This is a genomic window from Pseudomonas sp. CYM-20-01 (assembly GCF_023169845.1).
In the GTDB taxonomy this organism is placed as follows: Bacteria; Pseudomonadota; Gammaproteobacteria; order Pseudomonadales; family Pseudomonadaceae; genus Aquipseudomonas; species Aquipseudomonas azotoformans.
Map to the genome: position 1 here is coordinate 4,332,175 of NZ_AP025169.1, position 16,761 is coordinate 4,348,935.

Here is a 16,761-nt window from a genome sequence, read left to right on the forward strand (position 1 = left end):
AACAACACCGTTAGCTTGCGAGGTCACCGCGTCATGCATCACCCCAATGCCTTCCTGGAGAAACTCACCAGCAGTTCACTGCGCCTGAACAAAGGCTTGCTGGTACTGGGCGCATTGGCGGTGCTGCTGCTGGGTATCAGCTACCTGGGAGTGCAGCGCATGGTCAAGGAGCAGCATGAAACCCTGCAATTCCACTTCGCCCGGCTGATGGAAAATATCCACGAGCAGGAAGCCTTCCTGCGCGATGTCTCGCGGGGCAGTCTCCAGGGCGAACTCAACCCTTCGGCCCTGCTCCCACCCGTTGTGCAAAAGCCGCTGCCCGAAGAAGGGCCGAATATCTATGAGGGTCGCGGGCTACCGTTTTCCCTGCCCTACAGCTTGAAAATCAACCCGGACAAGATCACCACCGCCCAATACCCCAAGGTGTTCGCTCTCGGCACCTACTTGTCGGCTTACTACAGCGCGTTCTGGGCCGCCTCCCACTATCAGTCGCCCCAGGTGATGGTGATCAACGGCCCGGACAACTTCGACATCAGCGTGCCCGCCACCGGCCGGCTGCGCGATGGCGGCCAGGTGCCGGTCGGCGCGCTGCTGGACGTGCTGACCCAGTTGAACGCGCGCCTGCACGCACAGAATTCGTCGCTGGCGGATCATCAGGTGCACTGGGAACCCTACGACCCCACGCCCGATGACAACGCTGCGCCCGTGCTGCTGGGCTATGTCGACATCAACCTGGCCTCGACCGCGCTGACCATCGACGGCGCCAACACCTGGGTGGTGGTGGCCTCGCTGCTGGACCTGGCCAAGGTGAATAACATCGAGCGCTTGATGCAGTGGTCGATCTACGACAACTTCACCTTGATCACCCCTGCCGGGGTTGTCCTGACCGGTGCAGTGAAGCCCGGCCAAGTGTTGGCCGAGGGCGTAAATGTCACCCGCGACGGCCTGGTGTTCAAACTCACCAGCCAGGGCGAGCAGGCGTGGACGGCGATCTACGTGATCAGCCTGCAACGCTTCCTCGACTACGCGCTGTGGCCATTGCTGTGTCTGCTGGCCGTGGTGCTGGCGATGCTGGGCTGCGGCCGCGCGCTCAACCGTTGGTACACGGCGCGGGTGGTGTTGCCCGCCCATCAGGCCCACGCCAGCATCGCTGAGAGCGAGGCGTTCAGCCGTGCGGTCATCGACACTGCGCCGACCGGCCTGTGCGTGATCCGCCGCAGCGATCACCATGTGCTCCTGCAAAACCAACGTGCTCAGCAATGGCAGGACGCCCGCGCCTTGTTCGACTTGCTCAAACAGCAGCCGCACACCACGCCGGGCCAGGCCGACCTTGAAAGTGGCGGCCGTCACCTGCACGTGGCGTTCGTGCCCACGCGTTACCAGGGCCAAGACGCGTGGTTGTGCGCGGTGCACGATGTCACTCGGCATATCGAAGATGCCGCCGCCCTGGAAGAAGCGCGCCAGGCCGCCGATTCAGCGAACCAGGCCAAGAGCCGCTTCCTCGCGACCATGAGCCATGAAATCCGCACACCGCTGTATGGTGTGCTCGGCACCTTGGAGCTGCTCGGCCTGACCTCCCTCGCGCCACGCCAGCAGGATTACCTGCAGACCATCCAGCGCTCGTCCACCTCCCTGTTCCAACTGATCAGCGATGTGCTGGATGTGTCGAAGATCGAAGCCGGGCAAATGACCCTCGAACTCCAGGACTTCTGTCCGCTGGAACTGACCGAAGACAGCGTGCGCACCTACAGCGCCTTCGCCCGCGCCAAGGGCTTGCAGTTGTATGCCTGCATCGACGCGAATCTGCCGGACCGACTGCGCGGCGACCCGCAGCGTATCCGCCAGATCCTCAACAACCTGCTGAGCAACGCGATCAAATTCACCGATTACGGCCGCGTGGTGCTGCGTCTGCGTGTCCTGCAAACCAGCGATGATCAGGTGAGCCTGCAATGGCAGGTCAGTGACTCCGGCGTGGGAATTTCCCAGGCGCAGCAACACCAGCTGTTCGACCCCTTCTACCAGGCCGAAGATGCCACCAGCCAGGCCGGTGCCGGCCTGGGCCTGGCGATCTGCAAATGGCTGTGCGAACTGATGCACGGCCAGCTGAATGTGGTGAGTGAACCCGGCCTGGGCAGCAGCTTTACCTTGCAGGTCGCATTGCAGGTCGTTCCCGGCAGCCTCACCGATTGCCCGACGTTCAGCCCCGGCCTGCCGCCTGTCTACGTACGGGCACAGGAACCCGAACGGGCGCAGCACCTGATCAACTGGCTCAATCGCCTGGGGCTGTCCAGCCGTGCGCTGTCAGCCGAGATGCCGGCCAACGCGCTGCTGGTGGATTTCGCCCAGGACCTGGCATGGTCCGGCACGCGCATCATCGCTTCGGCGGGCGGGCCTGACCCGGCGCAACCGTGCGGTGCCGACTGGAGCGTCGATGCCGACAATGCGCGCGCCATTGCCTGGGCGATCCACCGGGCGCAGCATGGCGCCGAAGCCGGCCCACACCGCGTACCGTCCGCCAAGGCGCAGCCACTCAACCTGCGGGTGCTGGTGGCCGAAGACAATGTGATCAACGCGGCCATTATCAAAGAACAATTGGAAGCCCTGGGTTGCCAGGTGGTCGTGGCTGGCAACGGCGAACAGGCGCTGATGCAGTGGCTGCCGGGACGCTTCGACCTGGTGCTGACCGACGTGAATATGCCGGTGATGAACGGCTACCAACTGACCGAAGCCTTGCGCCGACAGGACACCACGCTGCCGATTATCGGGGTGACGGCCAATGCCCTGCGCGAAGAGGGCGAGCACTGTGCCGCCGTCGGCATGAACGCGTGGATGGTCAAGCCGCTGAGCCTCGCCGCCTTGCGGGCGCAGTTGGAACAACACTGCAAGGTCGAAATGCCGGCTGTCGTCGAGATGCCGCCGTTGTCACCCAGGATGCGTGAGCTGTTTGTCACCACGTTGCGCCATGACGTACAGACCACCTTGACCGCGCTGGACAATCAGGACGCCAATGGCGCGGCGCAACAACTGCACAGCATGGCCGGCGCCCTGGGTGCGGTGCAGCTCGGTGACCTGGCCAGCGCCTTTGTCGAGCTGGAATTGCGCCTGACCGGCATGGCCGTCACGCCGGCCCTGGCCTTGGAAGTGCAGCAGCACCTGGCGCGGCTCAGCGCATTGCTCGACACTCTTGAATAACTTCACTCTGGATAAAAAACCCATGGAAACCCTCAACGTAGTCATCGCAGACGATCACCCCATCGTGCTGGTCGGGGTGCGGGAACTGGTCGAGCGCGATGAGCGCTTTCGCGTGGTGGGCGAAGCCGTGTGCTCCAACGAACTGGTGAAGTTGCTGGAAAACACCGAGGTGGACCTGGTGATCACCGATTTCAACATGCCGGCGGACTCGCCCTACGGCGATGGCCTGAAGTTGGTGGAGTACCTGGTGCGGCACTTCCCCAAGGTGCGCGTGCTGGTGCTGACCATGATCTCCAACCCGCTGATCCTCACGCGGTTGCAGGAGCTGGGTGTACTCGCCGTGATCCAGAAAAACCAGCTGCACGTGGAAATCCAGGCTGCGCTCAAGGCCATCGCGCGCGGCAACCCGATTCGCAGCAAGGGACCGCAGCCGACCTCGGTGCTGGAGTCGTTTGACCTGGACCAGCGCTTCACCCGGTTATCGCCCAAGGAGCACGAGATTCTGCGGCTGTTTGTCTCCGGGCAAAGTGTCAACGAGATTGCCCGTGGGTTGAACCGCAGCGCCAAAACCATCAGCACGCAAAAAGTCGCGGCCATGCGCAAGTTGGAAGTCAGCAGTGACCAGGACTTGCTGGCTTATTGCATAGAGCGCAACTTGTTTAACTAACACCCACTTCTAGGGATCGTCTGATGTCCCCCCCCAAGGCCTGCGCCTTATTGTGTTGTTTTAACCCCAAGCATGGAAAAACAACATGAAACAGCTCTCTCGCGCACTCTTGGCTCTGTCGGTATTTGCCGCAGTTAATACATTTGCCGCCGGTGAACCCACCGCACCAACCAAAGCCGGTAGCGGCACCATTAGTTTCACCGGCAGTATCAACAATGATGCCTGTTCCGTTGAAGGGATTGGCCTGAACAAAACCATTTCGATCAACATGGGCGAAGTGTCGATCAAGGACATGGGCACCGCGACCGCGCCAAAAGGCAGCGGTACCCTGAGCGCCGAGAACTTCGACATGAAGATCAGCTGCAACGCCGGCACCAAGGTGGCAATGATCTTCGAACCGACCAAAGGCGCAGGTTCGGGCATCGTCGCCGGCACCAAAGTGCTGAAGCTGATCGACGGCCTGGGCGCCGCCAAGAACGTCGGTATCGCCCTGCTGGACAGCAACGGTGCGTTGATCGACCTGAGCTCGCCGACCACCGCGAAGATCGAAAACACCCTGCAAGACAGCAACACCACGCTGAAATTCTCGGCCGCCTACGTCACCACAGCCGACGCTGCGACTGCCGTAGCCGGTCGCGGCGACGCCACCCTGCCGTTCACCCTGCAATACGAATAACCCCAGCGTCGCGGGGCCTTCGGGCCTCGCACACTCTTCGAACGTAGCGGTAGCCATCATGTTATTTCGTCATTCTCTATCCCTCTGCGCGGGCCTGCTGGGCCTGTTCGCGGTCAGCCAGGCCACGGCCGGCATTTCGTTGAGCAGCACACGGCTGGTGTTCGACGGCCAGCATAAAGAAGCCGGTATCACGGTGCGTAACAACGGTGAAGACGTGCTGATCCAGTCCTGGGTCGATACCGACACTGACAGCACGGTGCCGTTTGCCGTGACCCCACCGCTGGCGCGGGTCACGGCCAATGAGCAACAGCTGTTGCGGGTGATTTATGCCGGCGCGGGCCTGCCCACCGACCGAGAGTCGGTGGTGTGGCTCAACGTACAGGAAGTCCCCAAGGCATCGAAAACCCAGAACACCTTGCAGCTTGCCGTGCGCCAGCGCATCAAGGTGTTCTTTCGCCCCGCCGGCTTGAACAACAACGCTTACCTGGCACCGACCGAACTGCTTTGGCAGTTGGCCGAACACGACGGCAAGCATGTGCTGCGGGTCACCAACCCAGGGGTTTATCACGTGTCGATTGCCGACATTACCCTGCAAGCCGGGGCCGTCAGTGAACACCCGTTCGATTCGCTAATGATTGCGCCGGGCGAACTAAAAGAGTTCAACCTTAAACAACTTAATTCAAGCCAGCCGGCACGCTTGATATTCGGCAGCATTAATGACTATGGCGCACAAGACCGTTATTCCACGCAACTGGTTAACGGCGCGCCAACTTCAGCCAGTTTGAACACAGAATCACCATAACGCGCCTGCCGTTCGCGCAGCCGCACTTTCACTGTATTTCTCTTCGCTCCGTTAGTTCGTATCGGAGGTGATATAGGGTTCCTGCATGTTTTTATTCAAGCGCGATGGATTGGCGCCGTTATTGATTGCCCTGGGCTTCACTTCAGTGTCCCAGGCCGATGGCGACGAACAATTCAATACTTCGTTTTTGCAAGGTGCGGCGGCTGACGTCGACTTGCACACACTGCTCGCCAGCAGCAGCGTACTGCCCGGCAATTACCGGGTTGACCTGTACGGCAATGAAACCCTGGTGGGCCGGCGCGATATCGACTTTCGCCGCAACCCGCAAAACGGCAAGGTCGAGGCCTGCCTGACCCTGGAGATGCTGCAGCAAGTGGGCGTCGATATCGGCGCATTACAGGCCAGCGGCAAGCTCGTCGATACCGACCCGAATGCCTGCCTGGACCTGCCCGCCTTGATCGAGCATGCCAGCGTGCGCTACGACGTACCGCGCCTGCGCCTGCTGGTCAGCGTGCCGCAACGCGCCATGGAACGCGGGCGGCGTGGCTACGTCGATCCTGCGCTGTGGGACGAAGGCGTGCCTGCGGCGTTCATCAATTACCAACTGAGCAGCAACCGCAACAGCACCGATGCCGATACCACGCTCTCGAACAACCTGGGCCTGCGCAACGGCATCAACCTGGGCGCGTGGCGCCTGCGCAACGAGTCGAACTTCAACAGCAGCACCGACCGCCCCAGTACGTTCAAGAGCAACCGCACCTACCTGCAACATGACGTGACGGCCTTGAAGGGCCAGTTCAGTGCCGGGGATATTTTCTCGGACACCGACCTGTTCGACAGCGTGCGCTATCGCGGCCTCAAGCTGGCGTCCGACGATGGCATGCGTGCCGACAGCGAGCGTGGCTACGCGCCGATCATCCGTGGCATTGCGCAAACGAGCGCCACGGTGGAAATCCGCCAGAACAATTACATCCTCTACACCGCCAACGTGCCACCGGGCCCGTTCGAGATCAGCGACATTTACCCCAGCGGCTCCAACGGCGACCTGGAAGTGACGGTGATCGAGGCTGACGGCCGTCGCCGGGTCACGGTGCAGGCGTTTTCCAGCCTGCCGATCATGGTGCGCGAAGGCCAGTTGAAATACAGCCTCTCCGCCGGCCAGTACAACAGCAATGACGACGGGCAAGAAAACCCGCAGTTTGTCAGCAGCACCCTGGCCTATGGCATCAGCAGCAACCTGTCGGGGATCGTCGGCGTCCAGGCCACGCAGGACTTCCAGGCGTTGTCCGTGGGGGCAGGACGCAACACGTCGATCGGCGCGGTATCGCTGGATGTGACCCACTCCGTCAGCCGCACCTTCGGCCAGCAGGTCACGGGTAACAGCGTGCGCGCGTTGTATGCCAAGACCTTTACCGGCACCGACACCAACTTCACCTTGGCGGCCTATCGGTATTCGACCGAGGGCTATCGCACCCTCACCGACCACGTCGAGGAACTCAGCAATGAGGGCCAGAAACGCACCGGCAACTCCAAGACCCGCACCGACCTGACCATCAACCAGAGCCTGGGCCGCAACCAGCAGTTCGGCAGTGTCTATGTGAATGCCAGCGACCAGCGCTACTGGGGACGCGGCGGCTCGCAAAGTCTGTCGGCGGGCTACAGCAACTACTGGGGCGACGTGAGCTACAACCTCAGCGCCACGCATACCCAGGACGTGGGCAACTACGGGGCATCGAACAACGACACGCTGATCAACCTGTCCGTGTCCTTTCCGCTGGGTTCAAAGCCGCGCGCGCCGAGGGCATTCATGTCGGCCAGCACGCAAAAAGGCAGCGACTCCACGCAACTGGGCGTCAACGGCTACCTGACCGAAAACAGCGACACCTATTACTCGCTGCAAGCCGGTAACAGCAGCACGGGCGGTAGCACCGGTTCGGCCAACCTCAGCACCCGCACCTCGCTGATGGACATCAGCGGCGGCTACAGCCAGGGCCGAGGGTACAGCGCGCAGAACCTCAACGTGGCGGGGTCGGTGGTAGCCCACGCAGGCGGTATCAACCTGGGCCAGACCGTGGGCGAGACCTTTGCGCTGGCGCACGTCGACGGCGTGCAGGGTGTGAAGATCGGCAGCTTCTCCGGGGCAAAGACCGGCCGTAACGGCTATGCGGTGATCCCCAATGCGCAACCCTACCGCGTGAACTGGATCAGCCTGGACACCCGTGACCTGGGCGCTGACATTGAAATCGATAACGCCACCCAGCAGGTCGTGCCTCGCCGTGGGGCCGTGGTAGTGGCCCGCTATACCAGCAAGAGCGGGCGGCGTGTGCAGTTCGCGTTGTTCGACGCGCATCACAAGCCCATCCCGTTTGGTGCGTCACTGGAGAGTGTTGCGGGCAAGCAGATCGCGATGTCCGACCCTAGTGGCAAGGCATTGGCATTGATCGAAGAGGATGCCGGTACGCTGGTGATCAAGTGGGGTGAGCAGCACTGCCAGGCGCCGTATACGCTGGGCGAGCGCAACAAGGCGCTGAACTATGAGCAGGTAGACCTGACCTGCTTGCCACAACGCTAAAAACACCAGAGAACCCATGTGGGAGGGGGCTTGCCCCCGATTGGGGTGTATCAGCCAACTTATCTGTGGCCGACCCACCGCAATCGGGGGCAAGCCCCCTCCCACATTTCTGTCCCTGTGTGGCTTAGAAATCGCGTTTATAGAAGATATCCAATGAGCTGGCCACACCGCTCGCCACTTCCAGGTACACCTTCTTGCTCAACAGGTAGCGCAAGGCAATGGTGCTGGCCGGTTCGAACACGCCTACCCCATACCGCAGGCTGAGTTTCTCGGTGATCTTGCCGCTGGCCACCACGGCGGTGGTGTTGCCGCTGCCCTGGGTGTCGAGTTCGAAGTCCTGGATGCCCAGGTTCTTCGCCAGGTCCGAGGTGACCCCCGCACTGCCCATCAAGCCGAGGCCCAGCGCAGCCTGGGCAAGCATGTTGTTGTCCTCACCGGTGGTGCTCAGCGGGCGCCCCAGCACCAGGTAGGACAGCGCTTGTTCCTGGCTCATGGCCGGTTCGGAGAAGATTTGCGTGGTGGGCTGTTCCGCGCTGCCGCTGAGGCGGATACCCGCGACCACATCGCCGGTCTTGCGGATCGCTTCAATATCCAGGAACGGTTGATCCAACGGCCCGGCGAACAACAGCCGCGCACGCCGCACATCGAGCTTCTGGCCGTAGGCGCGGTAGCGGCCGTCGTTGAGCCATAGCTCGCCTCGGGTGTCGAGGTTGTCGCCGATGTGCACCTGGCCCTGGACCTTGGCGGTGAGGCCGAAGCCGGAGAAGTTGAGCTTGTCTTCGCCCACAACCACGTTGATATCCATGGCCATTGCCATCGGCGGTTTGCCCTCCTCGGTCTGGCTGCCGATGATCACCGTGTCATCCGAGACCTTGACCGTCGACGGTGGCAGCTCGCGCACGGTGATGTCGCCGCGTGGGATATGCACGTTGCCGGCGATGGCCAATTTGTCGTTCTTCAGGCTGATTTTCAGGTCCGGTGCTACTTCCAGCACCGCGTAAGGTTCGACCGTGACCGGCAACTGCGAGCCTTGCAAACTGAGGTCCACCACCAGCGCCTTACCCCAGTCGACCTGCCCCTTGAGGCTGCCCTGCCCGGCCTTGCCACTGCGCCAGGCGCCGTTGAGCTGCACACTTTCGCCGGCAATCAGCGCCTGCACATTCAGGCCTTCCAGGCTGATGGGCAGTTCCGGACCGGAGATCTCACCGCCCACCAGGTTGACGTTGCCGTTGACCTGGGGCGCCAGCAAGCCGCCGGACAGACGGCCGTTGCCGTTGAGCTTGCCGGTGAGTTTCTCCACCATCGGCACAAACGGCCGTGCTACGGCAAGGTCGAGGCCGACGAGGCTAAAGTTGCCGGTTATGGGTTTGTTCTTGGGTAACGGGTTGATCTGCGCCTGCAACAACAGTTCGCCGAGCTTGCCGCCCTGGAAGTTGAGCTGAGTGTCGATACGCTTGGGGTTGAGGGTGGTTTCAAGTTTCAGGGTGTTGTAGGGAAAATCCAGCCACTGGTCCTTGTCCTTGACGCGCAAGGTGCCACCACTGGCGTCCACCATCACCACGCCCTTGGGGCCACTGGCCGGCAGGTCCAGTTGCAGGTCGGCATTGAGCTTGCCCTGCCAGGCGAAATCCTTCGGCAGGAACGCCGCCAGGCTGTCGATGGGGAATTGCTTGAGGTGGTAACGCAGCTTCGGCTCGGGCATCAGGCGCTGGTCTTCGCCGCACAGGCTGGCCGGCCCGGACACCCAGCAGTGCGCGGCAAAGGTCAGCCTGCCATCAGCCATGCGTTCGATCCTGGCCGGGGCTTGCAGCTTCCAGTCCTGGCCACCGGCTTGGACGTCGCCACTGGCCAAGCGCCCGCGCCAGTTGCCTTTGTCGAGGTTGCCGTCCAATGCCAGGGCCAGCTTGACCAGCGGGCCGACCAGGTCGAGCTGGACCTTCTGGTTCTTGATATCGCCCTGGGCACTGGCGGTCAGGGTGCCGACCTGGGTCTCGCCAGATTGGATACCGCTGCCTTTCAGGTCAATCTTGGCGCGCTGGGCACTGTCGAGACTGGCGTCGAGGGTGAGGCCTTGCAGGCGGTTATCGGCAAACGCCAGTTGCTGGCCCTTGAGGTCGAGTTTGCCTTGGGGCGCCTTGAGGCTGCCAGCCACGTCGAGTCGGCCATTGACCTGCCCGCGCAACTGCGGCCACAACTGGGCCAGGCGCGTCAGTTTGATGTCGATCTGCCCGGCCAGGCGTTGTTGCAGGCTGCCACTGCCGTTGATGCGGTTGTCGCCCAGGCGGATATCCAGGTTGGCCAGGGTCCACTGCTCACCCGCGCCTTCGGCCTTGGCTGCCAGCACGGCGGTTTGCCCGCGCAGGCGGCCCTTGAGGTCGAGGTCGGCATTCAGCTTGAGCTGCTCGTGCTTGAACTCGCCCTTGCTGCGCAGCGGCCCGGCCAGGGTGCCGGGCAATTCGGCGACCCAGTACGCCGGGTTCAGCGCAGACAGGTCGAGTGCCGTGTCCCAGGCGATGCCATCGGCGAATTGCAGATTCAGGTGGCCCTCGGCCTTGCCCTGGCCGGCGGTGAGTTTCAGCTCGGGCAGGAAGATTTGCTTGAGGTCGCCACTGAACGGCGTGACCATGTTGAACTTGCCTGCGGGGCCGTCGAGGTCGGCCTTGAGGTTGCCCAGGTAGTTGCCATCCTTGTAGGAGATCTCGCCATTGAATGTACGCAGTGCAACTTGGGGCTCATCGATGACGGGATAAAGGCGATGCCAGGGGAAGTCCAGCCAGTCGACCTTGGCGTCGGCGCTGAAGCCTTGTTGCCAGTCCAGGTTGGCGCTGAGTTTCAGGCTTTGCTTGTCACCGGCATTCAGGTCCAGGCCGGCGATCTGCGCGCCTTTGGCGTCAACACGACCTTGCAGCACAAGATCCACCGGACCTTTTTCCGCCGGCAATACGGCGTTGCCCAGCAGTTGGTAACCATCATTCAAGTCACCTTGGGCGCTCAGGTCCAGTTGATTGAGTTGCAGGGTGTCGGGCAGATCGGCGCTGGGTTTGAAGCCGTCGGCGGTGATGTGCACCTGGGCTGGCAGGTGTTCCGCCAGGGGTTGCAGCTCACCCGTGAGCTTGGCCGGTAAATAGCCACTGCTGTCGGCGTCAAGCTTGAGCGTCTTGAGCAGGTCGCCGTCTAGCTTGAGCGCAACGGTCCAAGGTGCGCCACCCGGTGCATAGGGCAGGCTGAGGTTACCGCTGGCGCTCAACGGCCAGTCGCCGGTGGGTTGCAGCAGACCAGCCAGGTCCAGCACCAGGCCATCGCGTTGCAGATGCACCGAATCAATTTGCATGCCCGCGGCGGTCCAGTGCGCCGCCAGTTGCAGGCCCTTGAGTTCTTCGCTGCCGTTGAACAGCAGGCTGCCGACGCGAACATCGCCCAACTGGATGGCCAGCGGCAGTTTCAGATCGGGTAGCTCGATCGGGCCGCTGCTCTGCTCGGTACTGGGAGGGAATTGCAGGCTGACTTGCTCGACATCCAGTTGATTGATGCACAGGGTCATGCGCAACAGACACGCCGGCGACCAATCCAGCTTGGGCGCCTGGAGTTCGACACGGCTGCTGTCCTGCTGCCACAGCAGATGGTCGGCGCTCCACTGGCCACCCAAATGCCCCTGGAAATTCTCCAGGGTCAACCCCGGCACGCGGCCCAATGCCCAGCGGCTGCCCGCCTGGGTGCCCAGCGCCGTCCACAGTGCCAGCAACAACACGGCAAGGCTGGCCACCACGGCCAGCCCCGCTATTTTCACACCACGCATCACAGCTCAGGCCCCATGGAAAAGTGCAATCGAATGCCGCCCGGGTCTTCCAGGGCATGGGCCAGGTCCAGACGGATCGGGCCGACCGGCGACACCCAGCGAATACCGACGCCAACGCCGGTTTTCAGGCTGGGCAGGTCCAGATTGTTGAAGGAGTTACCCTGGTCGATGAAGGTCGCGATCCGCCATTTCTCGGCGATGGAATATTGATACTCGGCGCTCAGGGCCACCATGTAGCGGCCACCAATACGGTCGCCGCGATCGTTCTCCGGCGACAGCGTCTGGTACTCGTAGCCGCGCACGCTCTGGTCGCCACCGGCAAAGAAACGTAGCGACGGCGGCACCGAGTTATAGCCGTTGGTGGCGCTGCCGCCCACCTGCGCACGGGCCAGGAAGCGATGGTTGTCCCACAGCGTCGTCAGGCCTTTGACCATGGCCGTGCCGTAAAGCAGGTTGGTATCGGAGCCCAGGCCTTCCTTGGCGACTTTGGTGTCGAATTGCAGGCGGTAGCCGTTGTGCGGGTCGATACGGTTGTCACTGCGCAGGTAGGAGTAGCTGATCCCTGGCATCACCAGGTTACTCAGGCCGGAGTCATTGCCCAGGCGATATTCTTCACGCTGGTACTTGAGCGAAATCACCCGGGTCCAGCCGCTGGGCAGCTTGCTGTGCCACTCGGGGCCCACGGTGAGCAATTTACTCAGGGTGTCGGTGTTGGCGATCTCTTCGTTCTGATAGCCACCGGCAAAGCGCAGTTTGTCGGTGAGCGGTGGGTCCAGTGGAATGTCGTACCACAGGCCGACGTTCTGTCGCGGCGCCGACAGCTCGGCTTCCCAACCATAGCTATGGCCCTGGGGGTTGACCCAGTGGCGGGTCCAGTTGGCTTTGCCGCGCGGGCCGACGTCGGTGGAGAAACCCAGGCCCAGGCCCATGGTGCGGGGTTTGCGGGTCTCCAGGCGCACGGCCACCGGGATGATGTCATTGGTGGAAGCCGCCGGGGCGGCGTCCACGCGCACGCCTTCAAAAAAGCCACTGGCTTGCAGGTTCTGGTTGAGTTCGGCGATCAGTTCGGAATCATAGGGCGTGCCGCTTTTGAACGGCACCATGCGTTGCAGCAGCTCTTCGTCAAACGGCGTGTCGCCGGCAAAGCTGACCTTGCCCAAGGCGTAACGCGGACCGCTGTCATAGATGAGTTCGATATCGGCGACACCGGCCTTGGGGTCTACCGCTAGTTTCTGGCGGGTAAAGCGCCCACTGAAAAAACCGTAGCGCGAGGCCTGGTTCTGGATCAGGCGCTTGGCGTCTTCGTAATGGCCGTGGTTGAGCACAGCGCCGGCCTTGAGGTCGTTGCTGACGGGCACGCGAAAGGTCTTGAGGTCTGCGGCGGGGCCGTCGACCCGTATGGTCACGTTGCGCAAATGCACCGGTTCGCCGGGGTCGATGGTGAGGATCAGGCGCGGGTTCTTGCCGCCTTTCACCTCACTGTCGATCTGTGGCTGATAGAAGCCAAGGGCCTGGGCGGCTTTGCGCGCCTGCTCCTCGGCGCCACGGCTGAACCGCAGCAAGGCCTCTTCATCACGATCGCCCACCCCGCCGATATAGCCTTCGATGTTGGCTTTCAACGCGTCGTTTGAGGGTTTGATCCGCACGTCCAGTTCGCTTTGCGCCAACGCGCCGCAGCTTGTGAACAGCAGAATCAAGCCGCTGGTAAATCTTCCTGGAAACTTCATAGGCGCGGATGCTACACGAGCAAGGGAGACTCTTTGAACTCGGATTTATCTGAATAATTCTGGATTAAGCCGTTGCAGCATGTAACGACTGCGGATTCGGATGGAAAAACACATGCTCGAGGACCGGGCCTACCGCCACTTCACCGATTTCCTCGTAGCCCTGGCGTTTATAGAACTCCAGATAACGTGAATTCCCCGTGTCCAGCACCACACCGGACGAATGCGGGTCTTCGGCACACCAATTGTGCACGGCTTCCAGTAACTGCTCGCCGTAATGCTTGCCCTGGAATTGCGGGTGGATGCCCAGCAACGGCAGCACATGCACCGACTCACTGGGCAGGCACGCCAGCACCGCGTGATGGTAGTCGAGGTAACGCCGTGTACCGCGCACGCCGGTACTCAGCCACATGCGCAGTTGCCAGGCCCAGCTCTCGGTGATGCCCAGGCGCCGCTGCGGTGGCGCGATCAGGGCGATGCCGATCAGGCGGTCATTGACGAACAAACCAATGGCCGGCAGTTTCTGAAAGAAGTGCTGCTTGACCAACTCGCGCACGGTGGCGCGTACCCGTTGTTCATAACCAGGACGCTCGGCTTCGAAGATGTAGGCGAAGGTCGGCTCGTGCCGATAGGCCTGGTACAACAGGGAGCGGGCCTCGCGGGAATAGCCGCTGTTGAGCAGGCGAATTTCAGCAATTGCAGTTGTAGTGTCCGGCATACCGTCAATCTCCCTGGGCGCGGCTCAAAAGGCAGCGTTCTTATGGGTACGAACCTACACAGCACGAGTCGTTCCCAGACATTAGCAGTGCACGTGCCCTACCGCCACGCTGGCCCCCGTCCCACTTGTCCGCTAGCATCGCCCTTTTGCCAGACCGGACTGCCGACCATGAAAATCGTCTCCTTCAATATCAACGGGCTGCGCGCCCGCCCACATCAGTTGGCGGCGCTGATTGAAAAGCACCAGCCCGACGTGATCGGCCTGCAGGAAACCAAAGTCCACGACGACCAATTCCCGCTGGCTGAGGTACAGGCCCTTGGCTATCACGTGTACTACCACGGGCAAAAAGGCCACTACGGCGTCGCCCTGCTGTCGCGCAAGGAAGCCCTGAGCGTGCACAAAGGCTTTGCCAGTGACGAAGAGGACGCCCAGCGTCGCTTTATCTGGGGCACCTTCGCCGACGAGAACGGCCACCCGGTTACCATCATGAACGGCTATTTCCCCCAGGGCGAAAGCCGCGACCACCCCACCAAGTTCCCGGCCAAGCAGCGCTTCTACGAAGACCTGCAGCAACTGCTGGAAAGCCAGTTCAGCAACGACCAGGCGCTGGTGGTGATGGGCGACGTGAACATTTCCCCGGAAGACTGCGACATCGGCATCGGCGCCGACAACGCCAAGCGTTGGCTCAAGACCGGCAAGTGCAGCTTCCTGCCGGAAGAACGCGAATGGATGGCCCGCCTGAAAAACTGGGGCCTGGTGGACAGCTTCCGCCACCTCAACCCGGACGTGGCCGACCGCTTCAGCTGGTTCGACTACCGCAGCCGGGGCTTTGAAGACGAGCCCAAGCGTGGGCTGCGCATCGACGTAATCCTCGCCTCCAATGGCCTGTTGGCGCGGGTCAAGGATGCCGGGGTGGATTACGAGCTGCGTGGTTTGGAAAAACCGTCCGACCATGCGCCGATCTGGCTGGAACTGAGCTGATCACACCCTGTGGGAGGGGGCTTGCCCCCGATGGCAGTGGGTCTTCAGCCCATCTATAGCTGACACGCCGCTATCGGGGGCAAGCCCCCTCCCACATTTAGCCTTGCGGCGCGTACGTCATATTTATGCAACCTGCCTGACTTATTCTCGCGGCACCCCCTTTGGCTTGAGAAGGTGCCGGCATGAGGCTGCGCGTTCTGTTACTGCTGACTGTTTTTCCCCTCTTCGCCGTTTCCGCCTCCCTGCCCGTTCCTGATCAAGGCCCTGCTTTGCGCATCCAGGGCTCCAATACCATTGGCGCGGCGTTGGGCCCGGCACTGGTCAAGGGGCTGATGGAGCATCAGGGCTTGCAGGCGGTGCACAACGAACCGGGCGAAGGCGCCAATGAACAGCGTGTGATCGGCAAGACGCGCCAAGGCAAGACCGTGACCATCGAAGTCGCGGCCCATGGTTCGAGCACCGGGTTCACGGCGCTGAAAAAAGCCAGCGCCGATCTGGCCGCCTCGTCTCGCCCGATCAAGGACAATGAACTGGTCGACCTTGAACCCCTGGGCGACCTGAAAAGCCCCGAAGCCGAACAAGTGATTGCCATCGACGGCCTGGCGATCATCCTCCACCCGCAGAACCCGTTGAACACGCTGAATACCGAGCAACTGGCGCAGATTTTCAATGGTGAGGTCAGTACCTGGGAGGCACTGGGTGGAGTGGGCGGCCTCATTCATGTGTACGCACGGGATGATCAATCCGGCACCTACGACACGTTCAAGGAACTGGTGTTGCGTCTGCGTGGCAAGCCGCTTGCCTCGGGTGCCAAGCGCTTCGAGTCCAGCGAGCAGCTGTCCGATGCGGTCAGCCACGACCCGCAGGGCATCGGCTTTATCGGCCTGCCCTACGTGCGCCAGGCCAAGGCGGTGGCGATTGTGGACGGCGACTCACAGCCCATGTTGCCGCTCAACAGCCTGATTGCTACCGAGGATTACCCGCTGTCACGCCGGTTGTTTTTCTACCTGCCGCCGTCCGGGCGTAACCCGTGGGCCAAGGCACTGGTGGACTTTACCCAGGGCACCAAGGGCCAGGCGATTGTGGCCGCCAACGGGTTTATTGCGCAGCAGGTGCAGGCGATCGCCGTGCAACCGCGCCCGTCGATGCCCGATGACTACCAGGCCATCGCCCGCGACGCCCAGCGCCTGACGGTGAATTTTCGCTTTGAAGAAGGCAGCGCCAGCCTCGACAACAAGGCGCGCCAGGATCTGCAGCGGGTGGTGGCCTATCTGAAACACCACGACAAGTTAAATAAGCAGGTGACGCTGGTGGGCTTTGGCGATGCCAAGGATGACCCGCAGCGCGCCGCGTTGCTGTCGAAGCTGCGGGCGATGGCGGTGCGTCGGGAGTTGGTCAAGAACGCCGTGGTGCTGCGCGATATCCGTGGGTTTGGCGCGCAGATGCCGGTGGCGGCGAATACGGCGGATGAGGGGCGGATCAAGAATCGGCGGGTGGAGGTTTGGGTTTACTGAGGACTGATGGAGCTTCATTGCCTGATCCGACTGCATCGGGGGCAAGCCCCCTCCCACATTTTGATCTGTGAACACATCCAAGTGTGGGAGGGGGCTTGCCCCCGATGCAGGCGACCCGC

At 62.1% G+C, this 16,761-nt stretch carries 10 protein-coding genes; 7 read left to right on the plus strand and 3 right to left on the minus strand.

The window, feature by feature from the left end; genetic code table 11:
* Nucleotides 1-33: 33 nt before the first annotated feature.
* The 5 genes from M2497_RS19465 (at nucleotide 34) to M2497_RS19485 (ending at nucleotide 7,909) form a co-directional block, all read left to right on the plus strand.
* Nucleotides 34-3,192 carry a hybrid sensor histidine kinase/response regulator gene (locus tag M2497_RS19465; protein ID WP_248482424.1) on the plus strand — a complete coding sequence of 1,053 codons (3,159 nt, stop codon included), beginning with the start codon at nucleotides 34-36 and terminating at the stop codon, nucleotides 3,190-3,192.
* A gap of 22 nt (nucleotides 3,193-3,214) precedes the next feature.
* A complete protein-coding gene (locus tag M2497_RS19470; RefSeq protein WP_248482425.1) occupies nucleotides 3,215-3,859 on the plus strand; it encodes a response regulator in 645 nt (214 codons plus the stop codon).
* An 85-nt stretch (nucleotides 3,860-3,944) separates the two neighbouring features.
* Nucleotides 3,945-4,535 carry a fimbrial protein gene (locus M2497_RS19475; protein WP_248482426.1) on the plus strand — a complete coding sequence of 197 codons (591 nt, stop codon included), beginning with the start codon at nucleotides 3,945-3,947 and terminating at the stop codon, nucleotides 4,533-4,535.
* A gap of 58 nt (nucleotides 4,536-4,593) precedes the next feature.
* A complete protein-coding gene (locus tag M2497_RS19480) occupies nucleotides 4,594-5,337 on the plus strand; it encodes a molecular chaperone (RefSeq protein ID WP_248482427.1) in 744 nt (247 codons plus the stop codon).
* A gap of 85 nt (nucleotides 5,338-5,422) precedes the next feature.
* Nucleotides 5,423-7,909, plus strand: coding sequence for a fimbria/pilus outer membrane usher protein (locus M2497_RS19485; RefSeq protein WP_248482428.1), 2,487 nt, complete (start codon nucleotides 5,423-5,425; stop codon nucleotides 7,907-7,909).
* A 124-nt stretch (nucleotides 7,910-8,033) separates the two neighbouring features.
* Here the strand turns inward: M2497_RS19485 and M2497_RS19490 are convergent, their stop codons facing one another.
* The 3 genes from M2497_RS19490 to M2497_RS19500 all read right to left on the minus strand — a co-directional run bounded on the left by M2497_RS19490 (nucleotide 8,034) and on the right by M2497_RS19500 (nucleotide 14,147).
* Complete coding sequence (locus tag M2497_RS19490) at nucleotides 8,034-11,705, minus strand: translocation/assembly module TamB domain-containing protein (RefSeq protein ID WP_248482429.1); 3,672 nt, start codon at nucleotides 11,703-11,705, stop codon at nucleotides 8,034-8,036.
* Nucleotides 11,705-13,432: an autotransporter assembly complex family protein gene (locus tag M2497_RS19495; RefSeq protein WP_248482430.1), complete on the minus strand. Its 1,728-nt coding sequence runs from the start codon at nucleotides 13,430-13,432 to the stop codon at nucleotides 11,705-11,707. Before M2497_RS19495 ends, M2497_RS19490 begins: the two co-directional genes overlap by 1 nt.
* Nucleotides 13,433-13,496: 64 nt before the next feature.
* The gene (locus tag M2497_RS19500) at nucleotides 13,497-14,147 is read right to left on the minus strand and encodes a GNAT family N-acetyltransferase (RefSeq protein ID WP_058423870.1); all 651 of its coding nucleotides are present in this window, start codon (nucleotides 14,145-14,147) and stop codon (nucleotides 13,497-13,499) included.
* A gap of 168 nt (nucleotides 14,148-14,315) precedes the next feature.
* Here M2497_RS19500 and xthA point away from each other — a divergent pair, with 168 nt between their 5' ends.
* Entirely contained in the window at nucleotides 14,316-15,128 is an 813-nt protein-coding gene (gene xthA / locus M2497_RS19505) for an exodeoxyribonuclease III (RefSeq protein ID WP_248482431.1), read from the plus strand.
* 182 nt (nucleotides 15,129-15,310) lie between these two features.
* A complete protein-coding gene (locus tag M2497_RS19510; RefSeq protein ID WP_248482432.1) occupies nucleotides 15,311-16,642 on the plus strand; it encodes a phosphate ABC transporter substrate-binding/OmpA family protein in 1,332 nt (443 codons plus the stop codon).
* Nucleotides 16,643-16,761 lie beyond the last annotated feature (119 nt).

Coding starts and splice junctions, on each gene's coding strand:
- M2497_RS19465 (WP_248482424.1), top strand. CDS start 34: ATGCATCACCCCAATGCCTTCCTGGAGAAACTCACCAGCAGTTCACTG.
- M2497_RS19470 (WP_248482425.1), top strand. CDS start 3,215: ATGGAAACCCTCAACGTAGTCATCGCAGACGATCACCCCATCGTGCTG.
- M2497_RS19475 (WP_248482426.1), top strand. CDS start 3,945: ATGAAACAGCTCTCTCGCGCACTCTTGGCTCTGTCGGTATTTGCCGCA.
- M2497_RS19480 (WP_248482427.1), top strand. CDS start 4,594: ATGTTATTTCGTCATTCTCTATCCCTCTGCGCGGGCCTGCTGGGCCTG.
- M2497_RS19485 (WP_248482428.1), top strand. CDS start 5,423: ATGTTTTTATTCAAGCGCGATGGATTGGCGCCGTTATTGATTGCCCTG.
- M2497_RS19490 (WP_248482429.1), bottom strand. CDS start 11,705: ATGCGTGGTGTGAAAATAGCGGGGCTGGCCGTGGTGGCCAGCCTTGCC.
- M2497_RS19495 (WP_248482430.1), bottom strand. CDS start 13,432: ATGAAGTTTCCAGGAAGATTTACCAGCGGCTTGATTCTGCTGTTCACA.
- M2497_RS19500 (WP_058423870.1), bottom strand. CDS start 14,147: ATGCCGGACACTACAACTGCAATTGCTGAAATTCGCCTGCTCAACAGC.
- xthA (WP_248482431.1), top strand. CDS start 14,316: ATGAAAATCGTCTCCTTCAATATCAACGGGCTGCGCGCCCGCCCACAT.
- M2497_RS19510 (WP_248482432.1), top strand. CDS start 15,311: ATGAGGCTGCGCGTTCTGTTACTGCTGACTGTTTTTCCCCTCTTCGCC.